This is a genomic window from Pseudoalteromonas sp. SANK 73390, assembly GCF_054966645.1.
In genome coordinates this window covers 1-25,700 of the sequence record NZ_ARPN01000197.1, presented here as the reverse complement: position 1 = coordinate 25,700, position 25,700 = coordinate 1, and the positions used below count along the sequence as shown (strand labels likewise).

The 25,700-nt window shown below is 38.6% G+C and carries 21 protein-coding genes and 1 pseudogene; 9 read left to right on the top strand and 13 right to left on the bottom strand.

All coding sequences use genetic code 11. From position 1 onward, the window contains the following. The first annotated feature begins 21 nt into the window (after positions 1 to 21). Both SANK73390_RS21440 and htpX read left to right on the top strand, forming a co-directional pair. Positions 22 to 549 (top strand): NADPH-dependent FMN reductase, encoded by a 528-nt coding sequence (locus SANK73390_RS21440; RefSeq protein ID WP_462768340.1) that lies wholly within the window; start codon positions 22 to 24, stop codon positions 547 to 549. Positions 550 to 741: 192 nt separating this feature from the next. After that, positions 742 to 1,599, top strand: coding sequence for a protease HtpX (gene htpX / locus SANK73390_RS21435; protein WP_261593886.1), 858 nt, complete (start codon positions 742 to 744; stop codon positions 1,597 to 1,599). 66 nt (positions 1,600 to 1,665) lie between these two features. Here the strand turns inward: htpX and SANK73390_RS21430 are convergent, their stop codons facing one another. The 4 genes from SANK73390_RS21430 to SANK73390_RS21415 all read right to left on the bottom strand — a co-directional run bounded on the left by SANK73390_RS21430 (position 1,666) and on the right by SANK73390_RS21415 (position 6,751). Further along, positions 1,666 to 3,849, bottom strand: a complete 2,184-nt coding sequence (locus tag SANK73390_RS21430; protein WP_462768339.1) for a phosphatidylinositol-specific phospholipase C domain-containing protein — start codon at positions 3,847 to 3,849, stop codon at positions 1,666 to 1,668. 317 nt (positions 3,850 to 4,166) lie between these two features. Beyond that, positions 4,167 to 5,372 (bottom strand): organoarsenical effux MFS transporter ArsJ, encoded by a 1,206-nt coding sequence (arsJ, locus tag SANK73390_RS21425; protein WP_462768338.1) that lies wholly within the window; start codon positions 5,370 to 5,372, stop codon positions 4,167 to 4,169. A 5-nt stretch (positions 5,373 to 5,377) separates the two neighbouring features. Next, on the bottom strand, positions 5,378 to 6,388 hold the full coding sequence (locus SANK73390_RS21420) for an ArsJ-associated glyceraldehyde-3-phosphate dehydrogenase (protein WP_261627029.1): 1,011 nt from the start codon (positions 6,386 to 6,388) through the stop codon (positions 5,378 to 5,380). A 9-nt stretch (positions 6,389 to 6,397) separates the two neighbouring features. Beyond that, positions 6,398 to 6,751: a metalloregulator ArsR/SmtB family transcription factor gene (locus tag SANK73390_RS21415; protein ID WP_462768337.1), complete on the bottom strand. Its 354-nt coding sequence runs from the start codon at positions 6,749 to 6,751 to the stop codon at positions 6,398 to 6,400. A 144-nt stretch (positions 6,752 to 6,895) separates the two neighbouring features. Here SANK73390_RS21415 and astB point away from each other — a divergent pair, with 144 nt between their 5' ends. From astB to SANK73390_RS21395, 4 genes are all read left to right on the top strand, one after another. Then, the gene (gene astB, locus SANK73390_RS21410) at positions 6,896 to 8,248 is read left to right on the top strand and encodes an N-succinylarginine dihydrolase (protein WP_462768336.1); all 1,353 of its coding nucleotides are present in this window, start codon (positions 6,896 to 6,898) and stop codon (positions 8,246 to 8,248) included. Positions 8,249 to 8,822: 574 nt separating this feature from the next. After that, entirely contained in the window at positions 8,823 to 11,444 is a 2,622-nt protein-coding gene (locus SANK73390_RS21405) for a TonB-dependent receptor plug domain-containing protein (protein WP_462768335.1), read from the top strand. Positions 11,445 to 11,616: 172 nt separating this feature from the next. Beyond that, on the top strand, positions 11,617 to 11,793 hold the full coding sequence (locus SANK73390_RS21400) for a hypothetical protein (protein ID WP_462768334.1): 177 nt from the start codon (positions 11,617 to 11,619) through the stop codon (positions 11,791 to 11,793). A gap of 383 nt (positions 11,794 to 12,176) precedes the next feature. Continuing rightward, positions 12,177 to 16,268: a GEVED domain-containing protein gene (locus SANK73390_RS21395; RefSeq protein WP_462768333.1), complete on the top strand. Its 4,092-nt coding sequence runs from the start codon at positions 12,177 to 12,179 to the stop codon at positions 16,266 to 16,268. A 73-nt stretch (positions 16,269 to 16,341) separates the two neighbouring features. Here SANK73390_RS21395 and SANK73390_RS21390 read toward each other — a convergent pair whose 3' ends face one another. Both SANK73390_RS21390 and SANK73390_RS21385 read right to left on the bottom strand, forming a co-directional pair. Then, the gene (locus SANK73390_RS21390; RefSeq protein WP_462768332.1) at positions 16,342 to 16,863 is read right to left on the bottom strand and encodes a GNAT family N-acetyltransferase; all 522 of its coding nucleotides are present in this window, start codon (positions 16,861 to 16,863) and stop codon (positions 16,342 to 16,344) included. Between the two features lie 25 nt (positions 16,864 to 16,888). Continuing rightward, positions 16,889 to 17,263 carry a hypothetical protein gene (locus tag SANK73390_RS21385; RefSeq protein ID WP_462768331.1) on the bottom strand — a complete coding sequence of 125 codons (375 nt, stop codon included), beginning with the start codon at positions 17,261 to 17,263 and terminating at the stop codon, positions 16,889 to 16,891. A 134-nt stretch (positions 17,264 to 17,397) separates the two neighbouring features. Here SANK73390_RS21385 and SANK73390_RS21380 point away from each other — a divergent pair, with 134 nt between their 5' ends. Further along, positions 17,398 to 18,198, top strand: a complete 801-nt coding sequence (locus SANK73390_RS21380; RefSeq protein ID WP_462768330.1) for an AraC family transcriptional regulator — start codon at positions 17,398 to 17,400, stop codon at positions 18,196 to 18,198. Positions 18,199 to 18,278: 80 nt separating this feature from the next. Here the strand turns inward: SANK73390_RS21380 and SANK73390_RS21375 are convergent, their stop codons facing one another. The 3 genes from SANK73390_RS21375 to SANK73390_RS21365 form a co-directional block, all read right to left on the bottom strand. Beyond that, the gene (locus SANK73390_RS21375) at positions 18,279 to 20,483 is read right to left on the bottom strand and encodes a tetratricopeptide repeat protein (protein WP_462768329.1); all 2,205 of its coding nucleotides are present in this window, start codon (positions 20,481 to 20,483) and stop codon (positions 18,279 to 18,281) included. Positions 20,484 to 20,717: 234 nt separating this feature from the next. Further along, positions 20,718 to 21,449: an NAD(P)-binding oxidoreductase gene (locus SANK73390_RS21370; RefSeq protein ID WP_462768328.1), complete on the bottom strand. Its 732-nt coding sequence runs from the start codon at positions 21,447 to 21,449 to the stop codon at positions 20,718 to 20,720. Positions 21,450 to 21,468: 19 nt separating this feature from the next. Continuing rightward, on the bottom strand, positions 21,469 to 22,167 hold the full coding sequence (locus SANK73390_RS21365; RefSeq protein WP_462768327.1) for a hypothetical protein: 699 nt from the start codon (positions 22,165 to 22,167) through the stop codon (positions 21,469 to 21,471). Positions 22,168 to 22,589: 422 nt separating this feature from the next. On the opposite strand from SANK73390_RS21365, the gene SANK73390_RS21360 reads away from it, so the two are divergent. Next, positions 22,590 to 23,315, top strand: coding sequence for a substrate-binding periplasmic protein (locus tag SANK73390_RS21360; protein ID WP_462768326.1), 726 nt, complete (start codon positions 22,590 to 22,592; stop codon positions 23,313 to 23,315). Positions 23,316 to 23,351: 36 nt separating this feature from the next. On the opposite strand, the gene SANK73390_RS21355 is transcribed toward SANK73390_RS21360, so the two are convergent. Then, complete coding sequence (locus SANK73390_RS21355) at positions 23,352 to 23,492, bottom strand: hypothetical protein (protein ID WP_462768325.1); 141 nt, start codon at positions 23,490 to 23,492, stop codon at positions 23,352 to 23,354. Between the two features lie 218 nt (positions 23,493 to 23,710). Here SANK73390_RS21355 and SANK73390_RS21350 point away from each other — a divergent pair. Next, positions 23,711 to 24,073, top strand: a pseudogene (locus SANK73390_RS21350) (transposase); the annotation flags it as partial. Positions 24,074 to 24,109: 36 nt separating this feature from the next. On the opposite strand, the gene SANK73390_RS21345 reads toward SANK73390_RS21350, so the two are convergent. The 3 genes from SANK73390_RS21345 to SANK73390_RS21335 all read right to left on the bottom strand — a co-directional run. Beyond that, positions 24,110 to 24,478 (bottom strand): hypothetical protein, encoded by a 369-nt coding sequence (locus tag SANK73390_RS21345; RefSeq protein ID WP_462768324.1) that lies wholly within the window; start codon positions 24,476 to 24,478, stop codon positions 24,110 to 24,112. A 106-nt stretch (positions 24,479 to 24,584) separates the two neighbouring features. Continuing rightward, a complete protein-coding gene (locus tag SANK73390_RS21340; RefSeq protein WP_462768323.1) occupies positions 24,585 to 25,088 on the bottom strand; it encodes a DinB family protein in 504 nt (167 codons plus the stop codon). Positions 25,089 to 25,452: 364 nt separating this feature from the next. Continuing rightward, the coding region (locus SANK73390_RS21335) for a transposase (RefSeq protein WP_462768322.1) at positions 25,453 to 25,700 on the bottom strand (248 nt) is incomplete at its 5' end.

The window sequence follows — 25,700 nt, the reverse complement described above, 5'->3', positions numbered from 1 at the left end:
CCAAAAAATTAGGAGAGAATTATGAAAGTTTTAGTATTTGCAGCAACGAGCAGTCGTCAATCCATTAATAAGCAACTGGCAACTTATGCCGCCTCTTTAGTTGAAGGCGCACATGTAGAAGTTCTAGATTTGAATGATTACGAAATGCCAATATACAGCTCAGATAAAGAAAATGATCAGGGTATTCCAACACAAGCACAAACATTCTATAAAAAGATTGGTGAAGCTGATGCAGTAATCGTTTCATTTGCAGAGCATAATGGGTCATACACAGCTGCTTATAAAAATGTTTTTGATTGGACCTCTCGCATCAACCAAAAAGTATACCAAAACAAACCAATGTTATTATTAGCTACGTCTCCAGGCCCTGGTGGCGCAAAAAGCGTTTTAAGTAGCGCAGTAGGCTCTGCGCCATTTTTTGCAATGGACGTTAAATCAAGCTTGTCTGTACCAAGTTTCTACGATGTATTTGACAGTGAGCAAGGTGTCTTAAAAGACGAGGCATTGAACGCACAGCTAAAAGAGTCGATATTTTCGCTGCGTTCATAAGAAATAATCTGAGCCAAACTCCATGTTTGGCTCTTGACAAAAAATTAAGTGTTCAAAAAGCCAGATTTCCTCCTTTTATTGCATATTGCGCTATTGATTAGTGACACAAGTTCCCCCATTTTACGTATTAAGAATCTGACTCTGCATTATATTTTTGCAGGTTTTTACTTTTGTTATTTCACTGAGGTGATTATGAAACGCGTTGTGTTATTTCTACTAACTAACTTAGCTGTAATGCTGGTGTTGGGGGTAGTTTTATCTATCTTAATGTCTGTGTTAGGTATTTCTAGCAGAAGCTATAGCGGCATTATGCTCATTGCTTTGGTGTTTGGTTTTGGTGGCTCATTTATATCACTGTTTATGTCTAAGTGGGTTGCAAAAAAATCAACGGGTGCCATGGTAATTGAGCAAGCTCGTAATGAAACGCAGCACTGGCTATTGCAAACAGTTGCTCGTCAAGCAAAGCAAGCCAACATAAAAATGCCTGAAGTGGCTATTTACGACAGTCCTGAAATCAACGCATTTGCTACCGGTCCAAGTAAGAACAACAGCTTAGTTGCTGTGAGCTCTGGTTTATTACAAAAAATGAGCCAAGACGAGGCAGAAGCAGTGCTCGCCCACGAAGTCTCACACGTAGCAAATGGAGATATGGTAACGCTGACATTAATTCAGGGCGTGGTGAATACCTTTGTGATATTTATCGCCAAAGTGTTGGCGGGTATTGTTGACAACTTCTTTAGAGGTGATGACGAAGAAGGCAGCAGCTGGGCTTACTTTGTATTTGACATGATTTTCCAAATCTTATTTGGTATCTTAGCGTCTATTGTGGTTGCCTACTTTAGCAGAAAGCGAGAGTTTGCTGCTGATAAAGGCGCTGCCGATTTAGTGGGGGCACACAAAATGCGCGCAGCGCTTGAGCGATTAAAACAAAACCAAGAGTCACAACTTGAGGGTTCTATGATGGCATTTGGTATAGCGTCAGGCAAAAGTGTGGCTGACTTTTTCTCTTCTCATCCACCGCTTGAGCAACGAATTCAAGCGCTAAAGTAAATTAGTAAATAATTAGAAAGCGCCACTTCATCGTGTGAAATGGCGCTTTATTGTTTAATGTTGTGTTTATGGTAAGCAACTGGCTTTCGTGAAGAAGTATTTTACTTCGTAATCTTTACAAGTGGTATTACTACTGCTGCCACCATTGCTTGAATTCCAGCATGCAAAGCCTGTACTGTTGTTTACTAAATTTTGCCTGCTAAGGCTTGAGTCTAATTTAGTATCAACAACTCGTGCAATAATGCCTGCAATGTCACTAGATTCACAGCTCGCGGAGATATTCCCTGCCGTTTTGTGTGCGTTGAATAATTCATTGTCACCATTATTTGGGTCATCTTTATCTAGCCAGCCTGTAGCATAGAGGCCTTCATCAACAAATGTATTGCCAATTTTGTACACTCCTAATGCATTTAACTCACTGCCTTCATTGCCGTGAAACGCAAATATTTGCTGTGATGAAGTCGAGCGATAGGTTTTGCACGTACCTTGGTTTGTGCCACCTGAAATATGATTGCCATTGTTAGAGGTAAACTTTACATAGTAAACAGTATCATAACCGTGTTTGGCATCATCTTTACAAATAGTAATATCTTTTAAGTACTCGCTTTTGCTTGAGTCAAAAGTTAAAGCATTACCCCAATTACCACCACTACCACCATAAGTAACACACCGTTCTGAGGTGCCTACTTTAGTATGGCTTACACTTTGTGTTGTTTCATAACATGCTTTAAATCCGTTTATTCTGCTACCAGAGCGTATTTTTACATAACTTAAATTGAATGTGCCACCTACTAATGCTTTGCGTTTTAATAAACTTATGTCGTCAAACGAGTCACCTTTGTTTGTTGAACCCACTGCGGACTGCTCAACAAACTGCCAGTCAATGTATTCTGATGCGTTTGCATACCAAAAATCATTAAACGCATTATAATAGTTTAACCAGATATTCTCGTTGGTGAACTGAACATCGTTAAGGAGCTGTACCTGCTCATATGCATTAAATGGCATACCAAATTTATAACTACCACCTAAACTATTGCAGCTTGAAAACCCAGAACTCCATTCACCTTTACTTGCTGAAAGTTGCCAATTTCTATCGTCGTCGACACAGGTATGATATTGCAAGTTTGTACAGGCTTTATCGATAATGACTTCATTACTTTCTAAACTTGCGCAATTGCCAGCCCCATTCGGGTGATTGGTTTTCCATGACCATATATAATCTTCAATTTGTACCTCATTCGCACCATAACCACTAGCTGAACCCGTATTGTTGGCTTCTACTAAAGCTAACTCAAGAATTTGCGCACCTTTCTTAGCCCAGTTATTGAGTGCTTTATCACCAGTTTTACTCGCACTTGGTCCATCAGTTGCCAGTTGTGTAGCGTCATCAATAACAACCGTCATATTATTTGCATTGTAATGAGCGGTTTGATCGTTGTTCACACATTCATCGCTACCGTTTTGGCAAAATGGTTGATTACTCTTTAAATTACCATTGCCATCAAACGCGTCTACGCCAATAAATACGGTATTCCAAAATTTAGAGTATTTACCAGAGCGATGGTACGAACATAAGTTACTATGATCTCTCGGTGTTTGCACAACCGCAACAAGTTGCTTGCCCGCAGCGAGAATATCGCGTTTTGATAAGTGGGAAACTGGTAATGATGCACAACTTTTATCTGCGTAACCCCAATCTTCAGGAACTAAGAGGTAGTCTCCGACGTCTTTTTGCAACCGCTCCCCTATTTTGTTATGCCAATTTTTATGATCATTATGCTTATATGCTTCTATTTTTAATAGAATGACTTCATCGGGATTATCGCGAAGAAAATCCTTTATATCGTCTAACCCTTCAGACAACTTGGCATGAAAGCTTGAACATAGTGCTTTATTTTCTAATGAGTTATGGCATAGCATTGGCGTTGAATCAAATGTGCCTTCGGGGTAGATATCAAATTCCATTACGCGAATACCGCGTCTTAGCAAACTTTTAGGTGAATAATGTTGGTTTACATCAGTATAGGTGCCTTTACTCCAACTATAAGATGCATAGGCGTTGTGCGCGCCTGCCCATAAAGTTTTTGAAAATGGCGCAAAGTTATCTATTTGCCCTTGTAAATCAAGACGTGTTACTTTGTCATCATCAGTATTTATTGCCGCAGTAGCTGTGATTGAGACTGTAGATATCATCATTGTAGCAACCAACAACCTAGGCAGTTGAGTTAATTTTTTAACGTGTTTCATTTGAAATTATTATCCTTTTCAATATTAAGTTGGTCCTTAACTTGGTATACCACTGTGCATACCTAGTACGAGTAACCGCAGCAAAGATTAGAAGGAAAAAGTGCAAGGAATATGGAGGAATTAGAATTAATACTCAATTGTTAGCAACAAAACGTTAAAAAGTTATTTTTTAGTTAACTCAGTACTTTAAATGATCATTTACGCTGGGGGACTTTAAAATTGAACATATCTCCTTATATCGTCAAACAATATGACAGGTATTAAAAAAAGCCGGTATAAAACCAGCTTCTATAATGTGTCTATATAAATTATAAACGTTAGTTGCTATTAAGATGGCGACTAATTAAAACGGTCAATGCTAATAAAAAACTAGATATCCACAAGCAAGCTATTAGGCCAAAGCTCTGATATACCACACCTGAGAGTACCGTACCAAGTAAGCGCCCCATCGCGTTGGCCATATAATAAAAGCCAACATCTAACGATACCCCATCGCTATCAGCAAATTTGACGATGAGGTAGCTGTGCAGTGATGAATTAATTGCAAATACACCACCAAAACAGAGCAAACCAATAATAATAACCCACATATTCGCGAAGTTTTGGCTAATCGCTATGGCTATTAATAAAGGAATAGTTGTTAACAACAAAGCCCAACTTGTTAGCTGTTTGCTTGGAGTTACTTGTTTGGTTTTATTCAGTGTTATTTTGGGAGCATTGGCTTGTACTATGCCATAAAAAATAACCCAAATAGCCATGAAGCTACCTACTAATGTGTGATCCCAACCAAAAGTACTTGATAGAAAAACAGGCAATGCAATCACAAACCATACATCACGAGAGGCAAACAAACACAACCGAGCAGCAGATAAAACGTTTACTTGCTTACTTTTAGAAAATAGCTCGCTAAACTTTGGCTTAAACTTCTTCTTTCCAAGGTCTTGTTTGAGCAATACCAAGCTGGTTATCCAAGCAACCACCAACAGTGAGGTCATCGCCCATAACGCTCCTTGAAAACCAAGTAAACTAAGTAGTGCGCCCCCCATAAAAAAGCCTACGCCTTTTAGGGCATTTTTAGAGCCAGTAAGCTTGGCTACCCATTTATACAAGGTATTATCTGCATTTTCTGGGACCAATAGTTTAATGGCGCTTTTAGCGCTCATTTTATTAAGGTCTTTAGCAATACCTGAAAGTGCTTGTGCTGCCATTACAAACGCGACACTCAGCCAATCCGGGTTAATGGCCAGCATTACTAGTGCCACTATTTGTAACGATAGCCCTAAGTTCATAGTTTTATTTAAACCTAGACGCGCACCTAACCAGCCGCCAAGCAAATTAGTTATCACCCCAAATAACTCATAAAACAAAAACAGCATAGCAATGTTGATTGGGCTATACCCTAATTGATGAAAATACAGCACAATTAACATACGTAGTGCGCCATCAGTTAACGTAAAAGCCCAGTAATTACCTGTTATCACGAGGTATTGTTTAATGTCGCTTGAAAGGTTACTTAGTATCATAGTGATTACGCAAAGCGCTTTGCAACAACAAAGCGGACTAAGTCTGCGGTTCGGTTTGCATAGCCCCACTCGTTGTCATACCACAGATACATTTTTAATTGAGTGTCATTTACGACCATAGTTGATAGCGCATCCACAACACTACTGCGAGGGTCAGTGCGGTAATCTATCGATACTAACGGTCTCGTTTCATGGCCTAGAATACCTTTAAGTTCACCGTTTGCAGCCTCAGCCATCCAAGCATTAACCTCCTCTTTGGTCGTGGGCCTTGTCACTTCAAACACACAATCTGTAATTGAAGCGTTCGCCAGTGGCACACGAATAGCGTGACCATTTAATTTGCCTTTAAGCTCTGGGAAAATATGCGTAATTGCAGTAGCTGAACCCGTGGTGGTTGGAATTAAACTCATACCACAAGCCCGTGCGCGCCGTAGGTCTTTATGTGGGGCATCTAAAATTGTTTGTGTGTTGGTAATATCATGAATTGTGGTCATTGAACCATGTTTTATACCAATTTTATCTTGTAACACTTTAACAACCGGGGCCAAGCAGTTAGTAGTACACGATGCAGCAGTAACAATATTATGTGTACTTTTATCGTAGTCTGTATGATTTACACCAAATACAACATTTAGTACGCCCTCTTCTTTTACAGGCGCGGTCACTACTATTTGCTCTACGCCTTGCTCTAAATAGGCTTGTAAGGCTGCTTTGGTTTTCATTTTACCTGATGCTTCAATGACTAAGTCACAGTGTGACCAATCGGTTTGCGCTATTTCTTTATTATGAGTGACAGCAATTTTATGCTCGTCTATGATCATATGCTGCTCGGTTGCACCTACTTCGAATTGCCAACGCCCATGCACAGAATCAAAGTTCATCAAATGCGCCAAGGTAGCTGCATCACCAGCGGGATCATTAATGTGTATAATTTCAATACCCTCGCTTGCATAAAGTGCCCGCATCGTTAAACGGCCCATTCGACCAAAGCCGTTAATACCTACTTTAATTGTCATGTTTTTTCCTTATTGATTGTTGCAGAAGTTTGCGACACGCTCAGGGCGCTCACCCATGCTATTGAGTTGTTCAGTTGCGGTTCGCAAAAATGCGCGGTTATGGTGATGTGTTTGCGTAATGATATCTTTTACCCAATGAGGTAATTGTTCATTAATGCGATAGTAAACCCATTGCTTATGCTTTCGGTCTGTTAAAATACCGACTTTACGCAGTTGTGCGAGATGTCTTGATATTTTAGGTTGGCTTAACTTAAGGGCAGCCATAAATTCGCACACACATAGTTCATTTTCTTGCTCTACAAGCAATAAACACTGCAAACGCGTGTTATCAGCTAGTGCTTTATAAAAAGTCAATAAATCCATTGTGATCTCTTTTAATGAATATATGGCAAATCATATATTCATAATTTCGTATGTTCAATATTTAATTACTGAAATCGAATGCTGATTGCCAATATTCATACAGTTGTCATACTAACTAACACATCAACAGCACAGGAACATAACATGAATAATAAAACGGCCAGTTATGAAGTGAATTTTGATGGCCTCGTTGGCCCAACTCATAATTACGCTGGACTATCATATGGTAATGTAGCATCTGTCAATAATGCTGATGCCATATCAAACCCCAAACAAGCAGCATTACAAGGCTTAGCAAAAATGAAAGCCATGCATGAAATGGGGTTAAAACAAGGGATTTTTGCTCCTCATGCCCGCCCAGACATTAATGCACTTAGGCGTTTAGGGTTTACTGGTAATGACACGCAAGTAATTAATAAAGTAGCAAAGGAATCTGTGGTGCTATTAAGAGCGGTTTATTCAGCTTCAGCGATGTGGACGGCCAATGCTGCAACCGTTTCCCCTTCTTTGGATACGAAAGATTCAAAGGTGCACTTTACAAGTGCAAACCTTAATAATAAGTTTCATCGCTCGTTAGAACCACACACTACAACGAGTTTACTCAAAGCGATGTTTAAAAATGATGATTACTTTGTACATCATACACACTTAACTGAACAGCCATTCTTTGGTGACGAAGGCGCAGCAAATCATACTAGATTGTGTGATGATCATGCGTCAAGAGGACTAGAGCTTTTTGTTTATGGAACAAGTAGCTTAGACAGTCGTATTGTTAGCCCGAGTAAGTTCCCAGCCCGGCAATCGCTTGAGGCGAGCCAAGCTATCGCTAGATTACATGATCTCAATGAAGGTCAAGCGTTATTCTTACAACAAAATCCTGATGTTATCGACCAAGGTGTTTTTCACAATGACGTGATAGCAGTTGGCAATGAAAATGTATTGTTGTGTCATGAGCAGGCATTTTTAAATCAAACAAATGCATTAGAGGTAGTTAAGCACGCTTACGTAGGTGAAAAAGAGATGCATATTATTCAAGTACCAACAGATATGGTAAGTGTTGATGATGCAGTTCGAAGTTACTTATTCAATAGCCAACTAGTGACACTGCCTGATGGTTCAATGATGCTGGTGGCACCGCAAGAGTGTAAAAATAACGCGAGAGTGAATAAGTATATTGATTATATGCTCAGTGCCAATAATCCTGTTAAAGAAGTAAAATATTTTGATTTGAAGCAAAGCATGCAAAATGGTGGAGGTCCAGCATGTTTGCGCCTTCGTGTAGCACTTAATGACAATGAGTTAAATGCTATTAACCCCGACGTGATGATGAATGCAGATAAATTCGATACTTTAACAAATTGGGTTAATAAGCATTATAGAGATAAGTTGACAGATAAAGACTTAGCCGACCCACAGTTAATGAATGAAAGTTACACTGCCCTTGATGAGTTAACCAAGTTATTGTCTCTTGGCAGTGTTTATCAATTCCAGCGCTAGTTTCTATATATGAAAAAGCCCAGCGATGCCGGGCTTTAATTTCAGGGAAAATAATAACTACTACTTTGCAAGGACAAAGCAATTCACTTCAGTACTTGAATATAAGTACATGCAGTGAGCAATAAAGGTATATCATATACTGTATGCAATCAACGGTAGTGCAATGATTTTTGCAAATTTATCAATTTTTATACTTATAAGATATTCAGTTAAGTTATTTATTCATAAACTTTGTAGCTTGCTGATCATTTACTCAACATTCTACCTTTAAATACAGCAAGATAATGTATCCCAATAGTACGTAAGTAATCATAAGTAACCTCTTCAACAACTCTCATTCGTAATCCAATCCAACCCTTTAGTTGCTTGCCTGAAAATAATGCCATAAAGCTTGGTCTAGCTAAAAATGTTTCTATTACTGACTTTTCCCCAATAAAAGTACTTGCAATATTTTGCAATAGATATATTGTATACAATATATCCACGTGGAAATATTGTAAGCCCAATTGCTCAATCCGACTGCGTTAGACGTTTTAACAACATAACAAAAACAATGACACTAAGGGGTATCACAATGCGTCATCACAGGAATTTAAACACCACATTAACTAAAAGCATAATTGCTATTGCCGTTGCTGCATCAAGCAATATCGCCTTTGCTGAGGATGAAAGTGGAGCAAATAAACCCGAGCGAATAGAAGTAACTGGTTCACGTATCCAGCGCACAGATATGGAAACAGCAAAGCCAGTTTCGGTAATAACCAAAGCAGATATCGCTGCAACTGGTTTAAATGATATAGCTGGTGTGCTTGCTGAAAGTATCTTTAATTCAGCAGGTACAAGTATTGCTCATTCAAATAATTCGGCTGGTAACTTTTCAGCATCTAACCTCAGAGGATTAGGCTCTAACAGAACGCTAACATTAGTAAATGGAAAACGAATTGCACCCTCTTCATCTCTCTACGGTTCAAGTGCCAATGTAAACTTAATTCCAATTGAGGTGGTTGAACGTATCGAAATATTAAGAGACGGCGCATCTTCGATATATGGGTCAGATGCAATGGGTGGTGTAATTAACATTATCACAAAAAAAGACTTCGATGGTTTACAGCTATCGCTTAACACATCACATACTACTCGCGGTGGGGCTGGGCAGCAGGGTGGCGCGATTAGCTATGGTACGAGTAACGAAAAGAGTTCATTACTTGTCGTACTTGAGCATCAAACAAACGACAGTCTAAAAGGAGGAGATCGACCCCATTTGGATGCAGCTCATAATGATAGACGTTGGAGTTCTCGTTATTCACCTTGGGGATCATATAGTTACTTAGACGATAATGGCGATCGAATCTATAACCCCGGACCTGACTGTCCCGAGGACAATAGAAGAAATTTTGAAGATACAATAGGAAAACGTTGTGGCTATGATGTGCGAAAAGGTAAATATTACTTGCCTAAAGTTCATAAGACGTCGATATTTACAAACTTCACATATTCAGTTAATGATGAGTTGGAGTTTTACAACACTATTTTGCATACACGCGACAAGACTTTTACCTCTGCAACGCCAATGTGGGCATCTGGCAAGTTAGCAGCTGATCATCCAAACAACCCTACCTCCACTTCAAGCAACCCTAGGGAAGTTTCGTATTATCATTACATGGAGGGTTCTTTGCCACGAGAGTTTACTTTTGATACTAATCTTCTGGACATAAACGCTGGGATCAATTGGGATATTGATGATGGGCGGTTATCAATAAATTTGGCACATAGTACTGATAGCTTTACTCAAGAATCTAACTATTACTACTTTCAAGATAAATATGATCAAGCGGTTGAAGATGGACTTTACAACCCTCTTGCATATGCCGGTGGAGATAAAGCGACCGAGGGTGTATTAGATAGCTTTCGACATAGCCAGCACCGCCTTGGAAAGAGTACAAGTAAGTCAATAACAGTAGATTGGTCAAGTACATTACCATTTGAATTTAGTGGAGGTGAAGTTGGGTATGCTATTGGAGCTGAATATAGAACATTAGATTTATCTGATGAACAAGATGCCCAATCGAACTCAGGTAATGTAAAGGGAGCATATGGTGGTGATACTGTTGGAAAACGAAGCTATAGGGCAGCATATTTAGAAGTTGAAGCACCGATTTTAGAATCACTAACAGTTTCAGCTGCAACACGTTATGACTCTTACAGTTTGCCGGATCAAGGACAGCTTTCTAGTAGTTTATCAGTCAGATATGAAATTTCAGATGACTTAGTTGCAAGAGCCTCTTTTAGTCAAGGTTTCAGAGTCGCAGATCTTAATGAGTCAATAGGTGAAGAGAGTGTTGGTTACTACACTTTTTCAGATCCAAAGTATTGTACCCCAGTACCACTAGAACAAAGAGATAGCTCAGCGTTATGTGAAAGAAATGAAATTCCAGTAAGATCTTTTGCCAATAATAATTTAAAACCTGAAGAGTCAGAACAAGTGTCTTTTGGGTTTGCATATAATGCAACAGAAAACATTGATATGACTTTAGATTACTGGAACATAGAGATTTCAAACCAAATAAAGTCAATAAGTGGTAGAACTATTTTAGACGAAGAATATCTGGGTAATCTAGGTAATTATACTGGTTTGTACGTAAAAAGAGACACATCATTATCGAGAGAAGATGAGATTGTTGAAATTGGTTCTACCACAACTAACTATTTAGGTTTAGACACATCGGGTATTGATGCTTCTTTTAGTGCCAAAGTTGACCTTGAAGAAATGGGAGATTTGAAGTTTAAACTTGATTTAAGCAAGGTGCTTAAATATGAATTTCAAAAAACGAATTCAGACCCAATATATGACTATGTGGGCTTTGTAAACAGGCCAGAATATCGAGCAAGCTTTGGTACAAATTATAGACTTGATGCATTGGAAGCATTTGCAACAGTAAAATATATTGATTCATTTCTTGGCGAAGATCCTGAAGATGTTGTCAAAGGTGATGAATACATTGATTTCCCATCTATGACAACGGTGAATTTAGGTGTTGGATACAGTTTTGAAAATTACGGTCAATTGAAATTATTAGTTACAAATGCATTTGATAAACTCCCTCCAATTAATACCGAGTATACAAATGGTTATAGCTATAGAATACATAGTGTTATAGGCCGAAAAGTTCAATTTAAATATTCAGTTTCTTTTTAGACTTCACTTGAAAAAATGTAATTATAGGGTGAGTCATTCTCGCCCTACATTAATTCAGATTACACTCGATAAACATAAGTAAACTCAAGTATTGGATGATTTTTTAATATGGTTTTTATTGATCAATCTATAAAAGGTTAATAATTTTCAACTTAAATATAAAGGATATAAAATGAAGTTATTGAAAAAAGAATTAAAAAGCTTAACTTTTGATAAAGTAAGTATAAATAAACTTACAAGACAGGTGGCAGGTGGTAGTGATTCAGGATTATGCGCCCCTATGCCACCTTCATCTTATTGTAACCTTACAAACAATTGCCGAACAGCAGGTACTGATGGTCAGCCATAAAACACACCTTTAAATAGTTGGCGCTACTTATTAAAGATGAGTAGTGCCTTTGTAGCAAATCATAAGTAAATGGCTCTTTATACCCACCAATATTACAGTGAATATCATTTCAAACAGTGACTCAAATTTTGTTAGTCGTGCATACATTTTGATTAAAGAATCTCTTTGTAAACATCTAGAAAAACCAACTGCTCTTACATTTCACCTCAAAAAAAACACAAAACTGTAGCAATCAATTCATCAATATGTATACTGAATGAACAGTAAAGATATATTGTATACATTATATCTTTACTGTTCATTTGACTTTCCTTAAATTGGAATGTCGCTAACAACACCCGCTCAAATCGATTATTTGAGCATAAAAATTCTAAGGTATCGCAGTGAAACACTATAAATTAAAAAAAATTGCCGCAGTTCTGGCAGTCACTGCTTCATTTTCTTCCGTTGCACAAGAAGTGACTTTGTTTAATCACGCCATTGCATTTGAAAATGAAAGCTCTAAAAAACGACATAATAAAAACATATCAAACAAAGAAATAAACCAAGTTGCACATAACGCATTAGTGCAGTCGGTTGAGTTAAATACCATTGCTGTCAGCACACTTGAAGTAGGCGATTTAATTAGTTTGATGATAGATGGAAAATATATTCAAATTGAACTTACACGCGTTACTCGTCCACAAGCTAACAAAACATTAATTGATGGTAAGTCGTATGACAACGCTGCCAAGCTATCTATGGTTAACATCAATGGCCGTTATAGCGCAAAAATTACAATAAATGATGTTGGTTTTTTGCTTACGCCGTCAAAAACTGATTCAAGTATTTACAAGTTAAGTAAATTTAAAGACGACAAACAGCCTGTTGATGATTCGCACCATCCGCAAACGAATAGCCTGCTAAATGTTCTGACATTTGAGGGTCTCAATAGTGCATTATCTCATACGTTATCAAGTGCAACGAATTCGCCAGAAGTAACAGTCATTGTCGCATATACTGAAAAGCTTGCTCTTGAAGTTGGTGATGTTGACGCATACCTTGCACTAATGGAAAAAGACACGAATGACAGCTATGCAGCAAGTGGCATAAATGCATCCGTTAGCATCATTCATTCATACCAAACGGGTTATAAATCAACCGGTGACATGGCAGAAGATAATTCAACCTTATTAAATGAAAACTCAAGTGATTGGTTAAAGAGTCCAAACCCTTTGGCACCTAATGGCTATGGTCAAGAGCTAAAAAGCTTAAGAGATGAGCATCAAGCGGATGTTATGGTGTTTCTAGCTGATAAAGATAAATCATCTCCTTGGGCTGGTTGGGCGGGCGAAATTGGTACCGATGAAAAAAGTGCGTTATTTACGTTAAGTAGCTGGGGAACGTTTAAGAATACCTTTGCGCATGAACTGGGGCATTTATATGGCGCAAGGCATGATAACGACTCGACGACTACTCCATTCGCTTACGGCCATGGCTATTGCAATGATGCAAAAACGTGGCGAACTATGATGGCTATCTCAGATTGTGGAGAGCGCTTAAATGCATGGTCTAATCCAGACCAAATCTATAAAGATGAAGCTGGCGGAACCGTTGCAACTAATAACAATGCACGCGTTCATAATGAACGAGCAGCAACCATGGCAGCATTACGTACCTCTGCACATATCGCGCCTACAGCGACAATTACACAAGCTAATACCACCACAAATAACTTAACCGTAACATTTGCCGGTCAAGCAGCTGATCAAGATGGTATGATTGTTTCAACGTTATGGGATTTCGGAGATGGTGTTTACAGCAATGAACCATACGCTGAAGGTGATAATGTCTCCCACACATATCAATTTCCGGGCACATACACGGTTCGATATACCGCCACAGATAATCATGGATTGATTAATTCCGTCAGTACTGAAATAACAGTCACTGCGCTTCCTGGTACTGGTTATTGTGCAGCTAAAGCAACTAATGCATTATTTCAGCATACACAGAGTGTTAAGGTTAATAGTCTAAAGCACGACACTTGGCGTAGGCAATATACAGATCAAACCACAAAAGAAGCGTTCACAGCTTATGCTGGGTCTGCGACGGGTATTGAGTTACAACAAGGCACACGAGGCAATAAATTTGGTCCTTATGCAGCCTACTGGGCAGTTTATATAGACTTAAACCAAGATAATGTATTCAGCAATGATGAATTACTTCACTATGCATTACCAAGAACGATACAATCACATGAGCCGGTGCTTGGCAATATTACCATTCCTGAAACCGCCCTTGCAGGTACAACAAGAATGCGCGTACTTCAATCATATCAACTTCGTGACGGCGAAGCACAATTAGCAGCGTGCGGAGATTTTACATGGGGTGAGGTGGAAGACTATAAAATAAATATTGTTAAAGAAGCAAATCCTGCAGAATTCTCAGCCAACACCACAGTGAATGACTTAACGGTGGGCTTTTCAGGTATTACAAACTCAGATATTGCCTCTGTTGAGTGGGATTTTGGCGATGGTACATACAGCCGTTCGAGTACAAGTACTGAATTTAGCCCAAATCACACCTACTTGTTCTCAGGTAGCTACACTGTCACACTTACCATTACGTTGAAAAATGGTCAAACAGTGACACATTCAAAAGTAATTGAAGTAACCGCGCCTGCTGGACAGGACTACTGCAAAGCCTATGGTAACCAACCCAAGTATCAATTTAATGCTAACGTTACCCTAAATGGCACGGGTGTAACATCCGGTTCTACGCCCTACTCTGATCACACAAGTACAATTATGGGCGCAGTAAGAGGCGAAAATATTATCTCAGTACGCCAAGGTGCAACAGGCTCTGAGTCTTCATATAATGCAGAATGGCGAATTTACATTGATAGCAACCAAAATGGAACTTTTGAAGAGACAGAGAATGTGTGGTACTGGACAGGTGCAAATACCAGCCGTGCAATTGAGCGCCCTTTCACGCTATCAGATACTGCTTTGGAAGGGAAAACGCGTATGCGTGTTCTACAAAGCTATGAGAAATTGTCTTCGCCATGCGGACGTATTAGATGGGGTGAGGTCGAAGATTTTACGGTCGATATTAAAGCGCATAATCCTGCTGAGTTTAATGCTAACGTCACGGCAAATAACTTAACTGTAAGTTTTGACGACAATACCGATACCAGCGCTGTTGCGTCAATTGCATATGACTTTGGTGATGGTGCAGTCAATGGAGATCATACCGGCACTCAATCAGACCCGACTCATACTTATGCATATACTGGAACTTACATTGCTCGATTAACCGCGACACTACAAGATGGTGTAAGTTATGTTAAGCAACAGGATGTCACTGTAAGTGGTGATGCATACTGTGCAGCTTATGGCAAATCAACAACACAATGGACCAGTAATGTAAGGCTTGATGCAATCAATAATGCGTCTGATAAAAGTCAATTTACACATTTCTTTGATAGCGGATTTACACTAGAAGCCGGTAAAGCAACAGAGATTGGTTTAACACACAACTCTGGTGGTCCTTACTTAGCTAATTGGGCGGTGTATGTAGATTTAAACAACAATAATAGCTTTGATGATGCGACAGAACTGTTACTGCAAACAAGTGCAACAACACTTGATGAAGTTGTTGGTTCAATTACTATCCCGCAAGGCACATCTCCAACTACAACTGTAATGCGAGTTATGCAATCATATGAGCTTACTGATGCTAAGGTACCCCCGTGTGGAAGCTTTGGTTGGGGTGAAGTAGAAGATTATACAATATCAATTACCGATGGTACGACAGTGCCCAGTAACAAACTACAAAATGGTGTTACTAAATCAAATATTGATGTAGTCAAAGGCGAAACTAAAACATTTACATTTGATGTACCACAAGGTGCAACAAATATAAATGTACACATGAGTGCTGGTACTGGTGACCCTGACCTTTATGTCAAATTTGACGATGCAGATACCACAAGTAACTGGGATTGCAGACCATATAAAGGCGGTAATGTAAGCGAGACATGTGACAGCAACAGCCTAGCTAATACTGGAGGTACTTATTATGTCTCAGTTAAAGGCTGGACCGACTCGGATAATGTAACATTAACTGCAAGTTACACTGACCCAATCATAACACCACCGGCAACAAATATTTGTGAAACTAAAGCTCCTCAAACGAGAGGAAACTTAACTAATGCTCAAGCAATTTGCCTAGGTAGTAATACTGTATATGTAGCAATTTCAGTTCCATCTGGGCAATCAAAACTCACCATCAACACAACGGGTGGTAATAGTGACGCAAGCATTTATCAAAATAGTCAAGGTTGGCCTAGTGCCAGCAATTTTGAAAATTCAGCAACAACAGCTAATAGCAGTGAAGAGCTAATTACAATAAATAGTCCAAACTCTGGTTGGCATTATTTTATGGTAACTGGACAAGGAACTGGTACGCAGTTTAGGGCAACTTACGAGTAATTTTTATTTAAAAGTAGTGGAGAAGCTAAAACCTACCTTCCCCACTACTTTTTTAAATTCATATTAGTAGCTATTACAATCCTTCTTTGGAAATCGTTAACATGTACATGACATTATTTGAGTTGATACAATCTGCTTCAACCCGAGTAAAACCCACTTTTTCAAGTAGCTTAATAGAAGCAAAATGCTCTGCGCTAACCCCAGCATGCAAAACTTTAATTACTCCTGATTTTTGATAGTACTGAACAAGCGCTGTTAATGCTTCACTGCCGTAGCCTTTATGCCAATACGGTTCACCCAGCAAGTAACCAATTTGGGCAATCTTATTGTCAGGATGAATAAAAATGAATCCAATTATGTCTAATGATTTTTTACACTCAATGGTGATCAGTAAGCTTACATTTAATTGTTCAACAAGCCATTTTTCTTCGCTTCCAGTTTGAGATGCTGCCTGCCAATTTTGAGGCAATGTTTTGAGTACATTGTCAGTCAGTAACAAACCTACGTAGCTAATAATTTGCTTTGGCATGTTATTGAAGTACGTTTCAGCACTTCTAAATGTGAGCCTATTAGATTCAAATAAAGTTGGTATCATGTTAACTCCTATTCTTTAGCACTCGTTAATTTTTAAATTCCATTGTCATCTGATAGCCCTTAATCGCTGGACCTGAAATAGCCTTAAACCCTAAACTGCCAAGCATAACAAACAGTGCTGTTGCTAATGCATCAAAAAACCAAGCTAAAGGTTGTGCTACATTGCCAAGATAATTGACCATATTTTCAACCGAACTTAAGGTGTATACCCCAGTTAACCAATGCAACAATAATGCTGCCCAAAACCCGAAGCAATATGGGCATTGCCATGCTTCATAGAGATATTGCAAAGGCCTTGGAGCCTGCTCAATTAACCAATTGAACCAACTCCCCCAGTCAGGCAATTTTTCCCAAATCAAAATATGTAAAGATAACGCGATGATAGCAAGTGATATGTCCATAAAAATCCTATGTGTTGGCCTGCGCCGAATCGGCTGATTTATCGTTGACAGCTATTATCATCAATATTTATGCTAGAAAATATAGCTGGCTATTCGCTATAATCTGCTAATTGTTTGATCTTAAGTTTCTGGAAATGTTAAAACACGCTCTCAGTGTAGGCCATGAGCTAATCACTCAAATAGATCATGACGATCACGGCTCGCAAACGCATTACGTTATTACATTCATTTTAAACGGTACATTGCATCTTGATCATGGCGAGTCGGTCAAAGTTGGTGCTAATATGCTCACGTTATTGCCAGCGGGCATGCCACACAAGTTAACTAATGTACAAAATTTAGATGTTTGGTGGTTAAGTTTTTGTCCAAATTGCTTCGGGCTTAGTGACGAAGATCAGCTGATGAAGCCTTTTAAAAACATACGCCTAGGTGCTCTTCCCGTGGTTGAATTGAATGAAAACCGCAGGCAATGGATCAGCCAGCTTTTTTTACAGCTACAAGATTATATTGATGTACAACACTCGAATGATTTAGACGTGTGTAGAAGCTTTCTTAATTTGATTTTGAATGAAGCACTAAACGCGAGTGCAACAAAGATAAACAGCACTTTTAAATCGAGCAAGGTAGTGAATGCATTGAATCATATTCAACTGAACTATACACAGCCTATTTCTCTAAAGGATGTTGCACTGGCCGTTCATACTAGCCCTGCCTATCTTGCCACATTAGTTAAACAGCAAACTGGTTATTCAATAGGAGATTGGATCACAAAGTACCGCTTAACTCAAGCATGCACCATTTTATTACACACTAAAATGTCAATAGGTGAAATTGTAGAAGAGCTAGGTTGGAGTGATACAACACATTTTATTCGTCAGTTTAAAAAAGCCCATGCCATTACGCCAGCAGCATGGCGAAAAAAGCATAAAATATAGGTTTTGGTTACTTTATGGCCTTGATTTTAAAATAAAAACAGAGAAAACCATATACAAAGCCTAGCTAAAAAGTACCTTGCTTATACGTTATTTATAGTTAATTGCACTTTGAAAGCAACACCGCCAAGCGCACTTTGTTCAGCAACAATTTCGCCACCATGGGCGAGTACAATTTGGCGACATATCGCTAACCCCAACCCTGAGCCACCTAAGTCTCTATTCCTTGATGATTCAACACGGTACAAGCGTTCAAATATTTTACTTAGCTCAATATCATTTAACCCAGGTTCAGAGTCTGCAACAATCAGATGTACTTTTTTTGTGCTTCCATGGTCAATTACATCAATTGAGATATGCGTTTCACCATTTTCATAAGTGTAAGCAAGGCTATTATTTAATAAGTTGATAATTATCTGTTTAAAGCGCTCTGGATCTACAGTGCACATTAAATTACTTGGTAACTTACTTACAATTAACGATTGGGGTTTTTCCTGAAATTGCGGTTCAAAATCACTGACTATATCTTGAATTAACGCCCCTAAATTACACCGTTCTTTATTTAACTGCATAACATTGTTATCAAACTGTGCCGAACGATATATATCACCAATTAGGTTATCTAGTTGCGATATTTTTCCGTGTACTCTTGCATATGCCTTATTTACATCTGGCTCTATATTATGTTCCAGTAGTTCAACCGATAACTTTAATGCTGCAAGTGGTGTCCTCAATTCATGAGATACATCCGCCAATAATTGATTTTTCTCTTCTAAGTTTGTTGCCAACATGCTTGCAGTTAAATCAGTCATTTTTTGCTTAGTAACCTGTTTACAGTAAATCATCAAAACAGCACCCGCTAGCAACAACATTATTAACATTACAATGCCTCTTTGCAGCTTAAGATTATTAAGTTGTGCTTGTTGTAAATCTTTTTCTTTTAGCAATAAATTTAGTTCTTGCTCTTGTCGAATAACTTCAACATTTTGCCTTAAACGCGCTGTTTGCTGCTTTTGCAAATCGACATTACGCTTTTTTTGTACATCAACAAACTGTTTTAGCGACTGGTACGCATCTACAGCATTGCCTTCCTCTTCATATAGCTTTGCACTAACTTGATACAACTTTTGTTGGTACTGTAAACCTGTATTTGGCATAGATAGCAATAATTCAATATGCTCACGAGCCAGTTTTAGATTGCCTTGCTTTATTGATATATCTAACAACGTCATGCGTATTGTTTGCTCTGTGCGTTTAGCATCGGCTTGCAAAGCAAGCTCTAAGGCCTCCATCGCTATTGTTTGAGCTTCATCAAACCTGCCCTGAGCAATATAAACTTGTGCCATATTACTTAGTTGCCAACCAGTATCACCTGGTGCCTTCATACTTTTAGTAATCTCTATTCCCTGCTTAATATGTTCTTTAGCCAGTTGTATTTTACCCATAGCCAAATAAACTTGTCCTAGTTTGCCATGGCTATTTGCAATGTGGTAAGGATTACCTAAAGATTGGTCAACTTTTAATGCTTGTTTAAAATGTTGAAGTGCTTGCTTAAACTGCTGCATATCACGGTAAATTTCACCTATGTTATAGAGTGAATCTGATATCCCTTGTTGATTATTATTTTGTCTGCGTATGTTTAGAGATAGTTCATGATGTTTAAGTGATAACTCAAAGTTACCGCTATAGTCGTAGATCACACCAATCTGATTGTGCGCGCGAGCAAGTTTGGGTAAGTTGCTTTTGCTTAGCTCTGCGGCTAGTTTTGCATATTTCAGTGCATTACCATAATCAGCTTGTGAGCGATAACTGGTACCCAGTAAAGCATAAAGGTCGGCTTTTAGTATTGGGTGTGGTGTCTTGACATTTTTAAGTAATTTTAGCCCTTCCAAAGATTTAGCTTGTACATTCTTAACTTCGCTACGTCGCTCTGACAGCATAGCCAATAACAACAGTGCCCTTACTCTATAAATCGGGTATGCCTGAGCATTGTGTTGTTCATAGAGTTGAGTAGCTATCACTAAAGCACTATCAAAGTACCCAAGGTTAATCTGTGCGTGAGCAATTATTTCATTAAGTGAAAACCAAGCTTCGTGGTTTGTGTCAAATGTGTACTTGTTTGTATCTAGTATCTGTTGGGCTTGTTCTAACGCTATATTAGGATCAGTATTTAGCTTTTGATTGAGCGATTCATCTATAATTTGCCAGTCACTTTGAGCACTTACGGGGTTACCCCAAAATATTAAAAAGACGACTAAAAAGCTAAATAAACGGGTTGGTTTTAGCACTTATTACAACCAAAAGTCATTACTACATATACGCTAAGTTTAAAGCATTTTTAGTAATAATAAACCTTTGTAGACATTACACTCTATTACACATTAAATAATTAACTTGATATGCATTTACACAATAGCAAATCATCGTAGCAAGGTTACAAAGCCTGACATCAAAAAGCGTTCTACAACAAAAGTTAACTAAGTCCGGCTGTTAATTTTTAACACCCGCACCAGCTTTTAAAATCAAAGCTCACGATTGTAAATGACCGGCATTTGCCCTTCCCATTTTCGCCAAAGCCTTTCATCAAGCGTTAACTCACACATAAATTTGGCTACATTAATGCGGCTAGTTTGAGCTGCATCAAAAATAGCATTTCTCGTTGGCGAGGCTGTGATATCGTATTGAGAAACGGCTTGTTCATCTATCAGAGCATCAGGGCGTACTGATACCCACTCAATGTATGGATGATTTTGGCCGATGTTAACGCGCAAATGATCAGCAGCTAACTCATTATCAACTTGGGGAGGAAGTGTACATCGTAATAAACCTATAACGAGGCTTTGAGATAGCGGAGGAGCTTCATCAATATCTCTATTGCGTACTCCGGTTGTGTTCATCAAAATAACTTTTGTTTTTGCTTTTTTCTCTAGCTTAGAGATAGCCGATGTAACCTTCATCAAAGCATTAACCACCAGCTTTCTAGGTTTACCGTAAATACCTTTAAAGCTTAAGTTATGGCCAAGACAGCAAATCACGGTATCACATTGTGATATAAGTTTGGCTAACTCATTAATATCTAATGTATCTATTTGCGCTCTGACTTCATCATAATTATCATTGTGTTCATAAATTGGCGCTAATGTGCTTGACTCTCTCACAATCGCAACAACCTTGAGATCATGTTTGAGTAAACAGGTAACAACGTGCTTCCCTGTTGCCCCACTTGCACCTAATACTAATACTTTATTTGTCATCTATAATTCCTTGGTTGAGTTAGTAGGCAACAGTTCTATAAACTTCACTGCGATAGTGTGTTTTACCTGAATATATGACTTGGCCATTTTTTACATCAAAACCGAGATATGCATTAATTGGTTGCTTACTTAGAAATTGCAGAGTATTTCCAATTTTATAGGTTGAGAGCGTATCTCTATAGCGGCTGACAACATAAAGAATGCGGTCTTCGATTAATAGCCTTGAAAACTCTGGTAGATCTCCAATAGTACTAAGTTGCTGTGCAGTCGTAGGCGAGAATATTTGCTCTGGGGATGCACGATAAAGCTTTCCCTCACTACCAACAAAGTAATATGTTGCTGGGTCTAAGGGGTCAGTTAATACTTGGGTAAAGTCATCTTGTAATTGCACAATTTTTTGCATTTGCGTGTTGAGTATAAAAACATGCTTTACCTTATATTGCTTGACTGTAACTGAGAATAACGTGTTACTTAGCCAATGCTCTGCATAAGCGTAACCATCAATAAATGTATTATTTATTGATACTTCATCTCTTGTTGATACAAGCCATAAGCGATGTTTGTCTCGTAACAGTAAAAAAGTATCGTCGCTTGACAATGCCATAGAGTCTACTCTCACGTTCTTAGCGAGCTCAGTAACCAGTTGGGCATGTTTATTTGGCGCTTGATAATAAATTTGTGAACTACCTAAAGTAATATCAAATTGTAATACAGGCATTGTTTTATTCTTTTTTAGCTTGCGCTATAGCATACTAATCTGCATACAAATTTATGCAATTGTAAAGATGTATAAAAATGTGAATAGTACTGGCTAAAAAATACTATTCATATGCCTTTAAACTAGATAGTGTTTATCTTTGCTGTTTGTATTGCAGCAGCGAGTGACAATTCGGACAAAGCAGAGGCTATGTAGCACTGTAAACCCTTAGATGCAAAACGATATTAGCATGATACAAAATCTGTTAATGAGAGCACCTATTGCACTGTTATTTATTGCACCTTGAGCTTTAAGTACCAGTAATGTAATTTCACTGATACTCTTATCATGACTTTAAATATCGGCTTTTAGTCTGTCCTAAAAATTAGGCTATAATCTAACCAAGCATTGCTGCGTCAAACTTATATTTCAAATAGAGAATTATGAAGTATCTTTTTTTACTATTTTGCTTACTATCTTCGCCGCTTTACGGGCAAAGCTACCACTTTGCATCAATAAATTTCTTAATTGAACAAGAAGTGGGTCGTATTGTTATTACTGAAGTTTATAAACGCTTAGGTATAACTGTAACTATCACACCATTACCAGGAAAACGTGCACAGCACGAGACGGCAACAGGGTTAAATGATGGCGAAATAATGCGCATATATAGTTATGGTGAAGAAACACCTTCAACTATACGGGTCCCTACTCCATATTATTATCTTGAAACAATGGTATTTAGCAAAAAGGGCAGTGGTATCAATATAAAAAGTCCAGCAGATTTAGTGCATTATCAAGTCGTTAAAGTAAGAGGCGTTAAACATACGGACAACGTTACAAAAGGTTTAAAAAATATAACGGACACCGACAATACCAATCAAATGTTTAAACTAATTAAAGCTGGGCTTGCTGATGTCGCCCTGACCAATAAAATGGATGGGCTTTTAGTACTTGAAAAGCTTGGCATAACAGACATAACCCCACAAACACAGCACTTAGATAAATTGCCCTTGTATCATTACATTCGTAAAGAGCATATTAACCTGATAAAAAGAGTAGATAATAAGCTTAAAGAAATGAAAAAAAGCGGTGAGTTAGCAAAATTAATCACTATCGCTGAACAGGAAGTGTTTAACAGAGAGTCGCTATATAAAATGCAAAATTAATCATAGAACATAAGTTAAAGCCTTCTCATTTAGCATCTAAAGCTGCTCAATGTCTATGAGATATCGCTCTGCTTGTTCAATAATTTCCTCCCGTTGCGTTTCGCTTTTTCTACGCCAATTTGCATAAACCATTGAGTTACGTGGATTTGCAGCAAAGGCACCTTCATGCTTATTCATAAAACGCCAATATAATGAGTTTAAAGGGCATGCATTTTTACCAGCAGCTTGCGTTACTTCGTATTACAACCACTACAGTAGTCACTCATTTTTTTGACATAGTTTCCGCTTGCAGCATAAGCTTTGGAACCAACTATCCCACCATCCGCAAATTGACTCATACCTCTGGGAACCAAACTGGCTATGGGAACCAAACAAAACAGCCATTATTAAACTATCAAAGAATGAAAGGCATTGGCAAAATTGCTGCTGCATCTATCATCAGTAACTTACCTGAACTTGGCTATATGTCGAACAAAGAAGCTAGTTCTTTATTAGGTGTTGCACCAATGAATCGCGAAAGTGGACGCTATAAAGGGCTCCGTAAAATCCAAGGTGGTCGACATCAAGTGCGCACCGTTTTATACATGGCGATAATGTCAGCCATCCAATCTAGCCCTGTTTTTAAATCAACCTATCAGCGATTAGTTGCTACTGGGAAACCAAAAAAAGTAGCGCTCATTGCGTGTGTTAGGAAGATGATTGTGATCCTAAATTCAATGCTCAGAGACGGGGTTATGTTGGAAGCGCCAAAAGTTTAAAATTAGCTATTGACGCCATAGTCTCTTGTTATGTTGCTATTTCACTGTTTGTACGTGAATAGTACCATTTGTTTTTACCAAGGTAGACTCCACGACACAAAGTGAGTTATCAGCGGTATAAAAAATAAACTTAAGCTTTAATTCACTAATAAAATCCAAACTCATTTCTCTTTTGCTAAGGATAATGGCAAATTTATCTTTAAGCGTGCCGATTGCTAGCTTTAAAGGTTTGTACTCTCTCAGCTCTGCGGGATAAGAATCCTTAGCCATTAAATCAATAGTTGCTTCGGTTATACCTACTTCTCTGCACATTTCACCCAAATGAGGATGTAAAAAGCTTAATCCGCTTAGTGCATGGTGCGCTATATCATAAGCGACACCTTTTAGAGGTTTGCGAGATGCCATACTTTCCTTAGCAACTTAACGCCGCGTTAAGGTTCACAGCTACGTGTGCCATACTGTGAGCGAAGCGAAACCGGCACACGTTGCGGAGTCACTCTTAAACGCTTTGTTAGGTGCTAGCCACTACTCTTCGAGAAGGCTCTGATTGATGCAAGTATCGCGTAAATGTGTCTTTTGGGCGCTCTAGACTATTTTCTGCAAGTGCCCTAGACGCCATACCTCTATGATTACTACCGTGAGTTAGCAAGTGGATCAGTATTTCTTCAACTGACAGTTCGCCTGTATCACCATCTACAAATCTAAATGAAACTACTCTTCTTAGTTCTTGCTCAGGTGCTGATTCCACATAATGGACTAACCAAGAGTCATTTTGGTTCATGGTATCACGCAGTTCCGATAACGTTGGAGTCTCGACCGTATTGTCGCCACTGTACTTTTCAGGCTCACCCAAGATTCTGCTGATAAAGAGGCTATCTACGACTGTTGTATGATTTAAAATTCTGATGAAAAACGTAGCATCACTTTCTGGCAGTTTTGAAAACTGCTGTTCTCCAAGATCAAGCAACTCATTATTTGCCCACTTTTTATATTGGAACGCTTTAGAAAATTGCATTTTATCTCCACTGCGGCTGTTTGCTTCTTCAGAGTCTGACCGCCACCTAACTATTTAGTATTTATGCAGCACGTTGTTTGTGCTGCATAATCGCTTGTTGGACTGAGCCGCTACCTGCTCGATGTGTCAGAGTTGGTGTTATTTATGCTATGGGAATTTGCTTTTAGTGGCGTAACTTGCCTCGAGCCTACTTTATCAGCCTGCCTATCGCGCTTAAGCTATCCCTGCGTGACTCAGTACTTTTTATCTTGTCATTAGAGCTAATTTTCGCTGATTTATCAATGATATTTTAACCGCACACGCACTTTTTAGCCCGAACACTTAAGCAGGTTAACCCGTTGATATCATTCAGCAAGCTCTGCTGCTAGCTCGTTCGTGTTAATTTCATTATCTCTTCACTTGAATTAACCATTTCTTTAAATCGTAAACCCCCGATTTTGCATACTTCACAAGGCCAGTGGGAGTGTGATAACGCGGCCTCTGCCTTTTTCTTCTTCACTTTACATAGATTGGGCCCTTGCGCCTTTATCAACGCCAACTTTCGCTTGCAACATGCATTGACTAAAAAACCATAGTGACGAATACGCATAAACCCTTTGGGTAGCACATGTT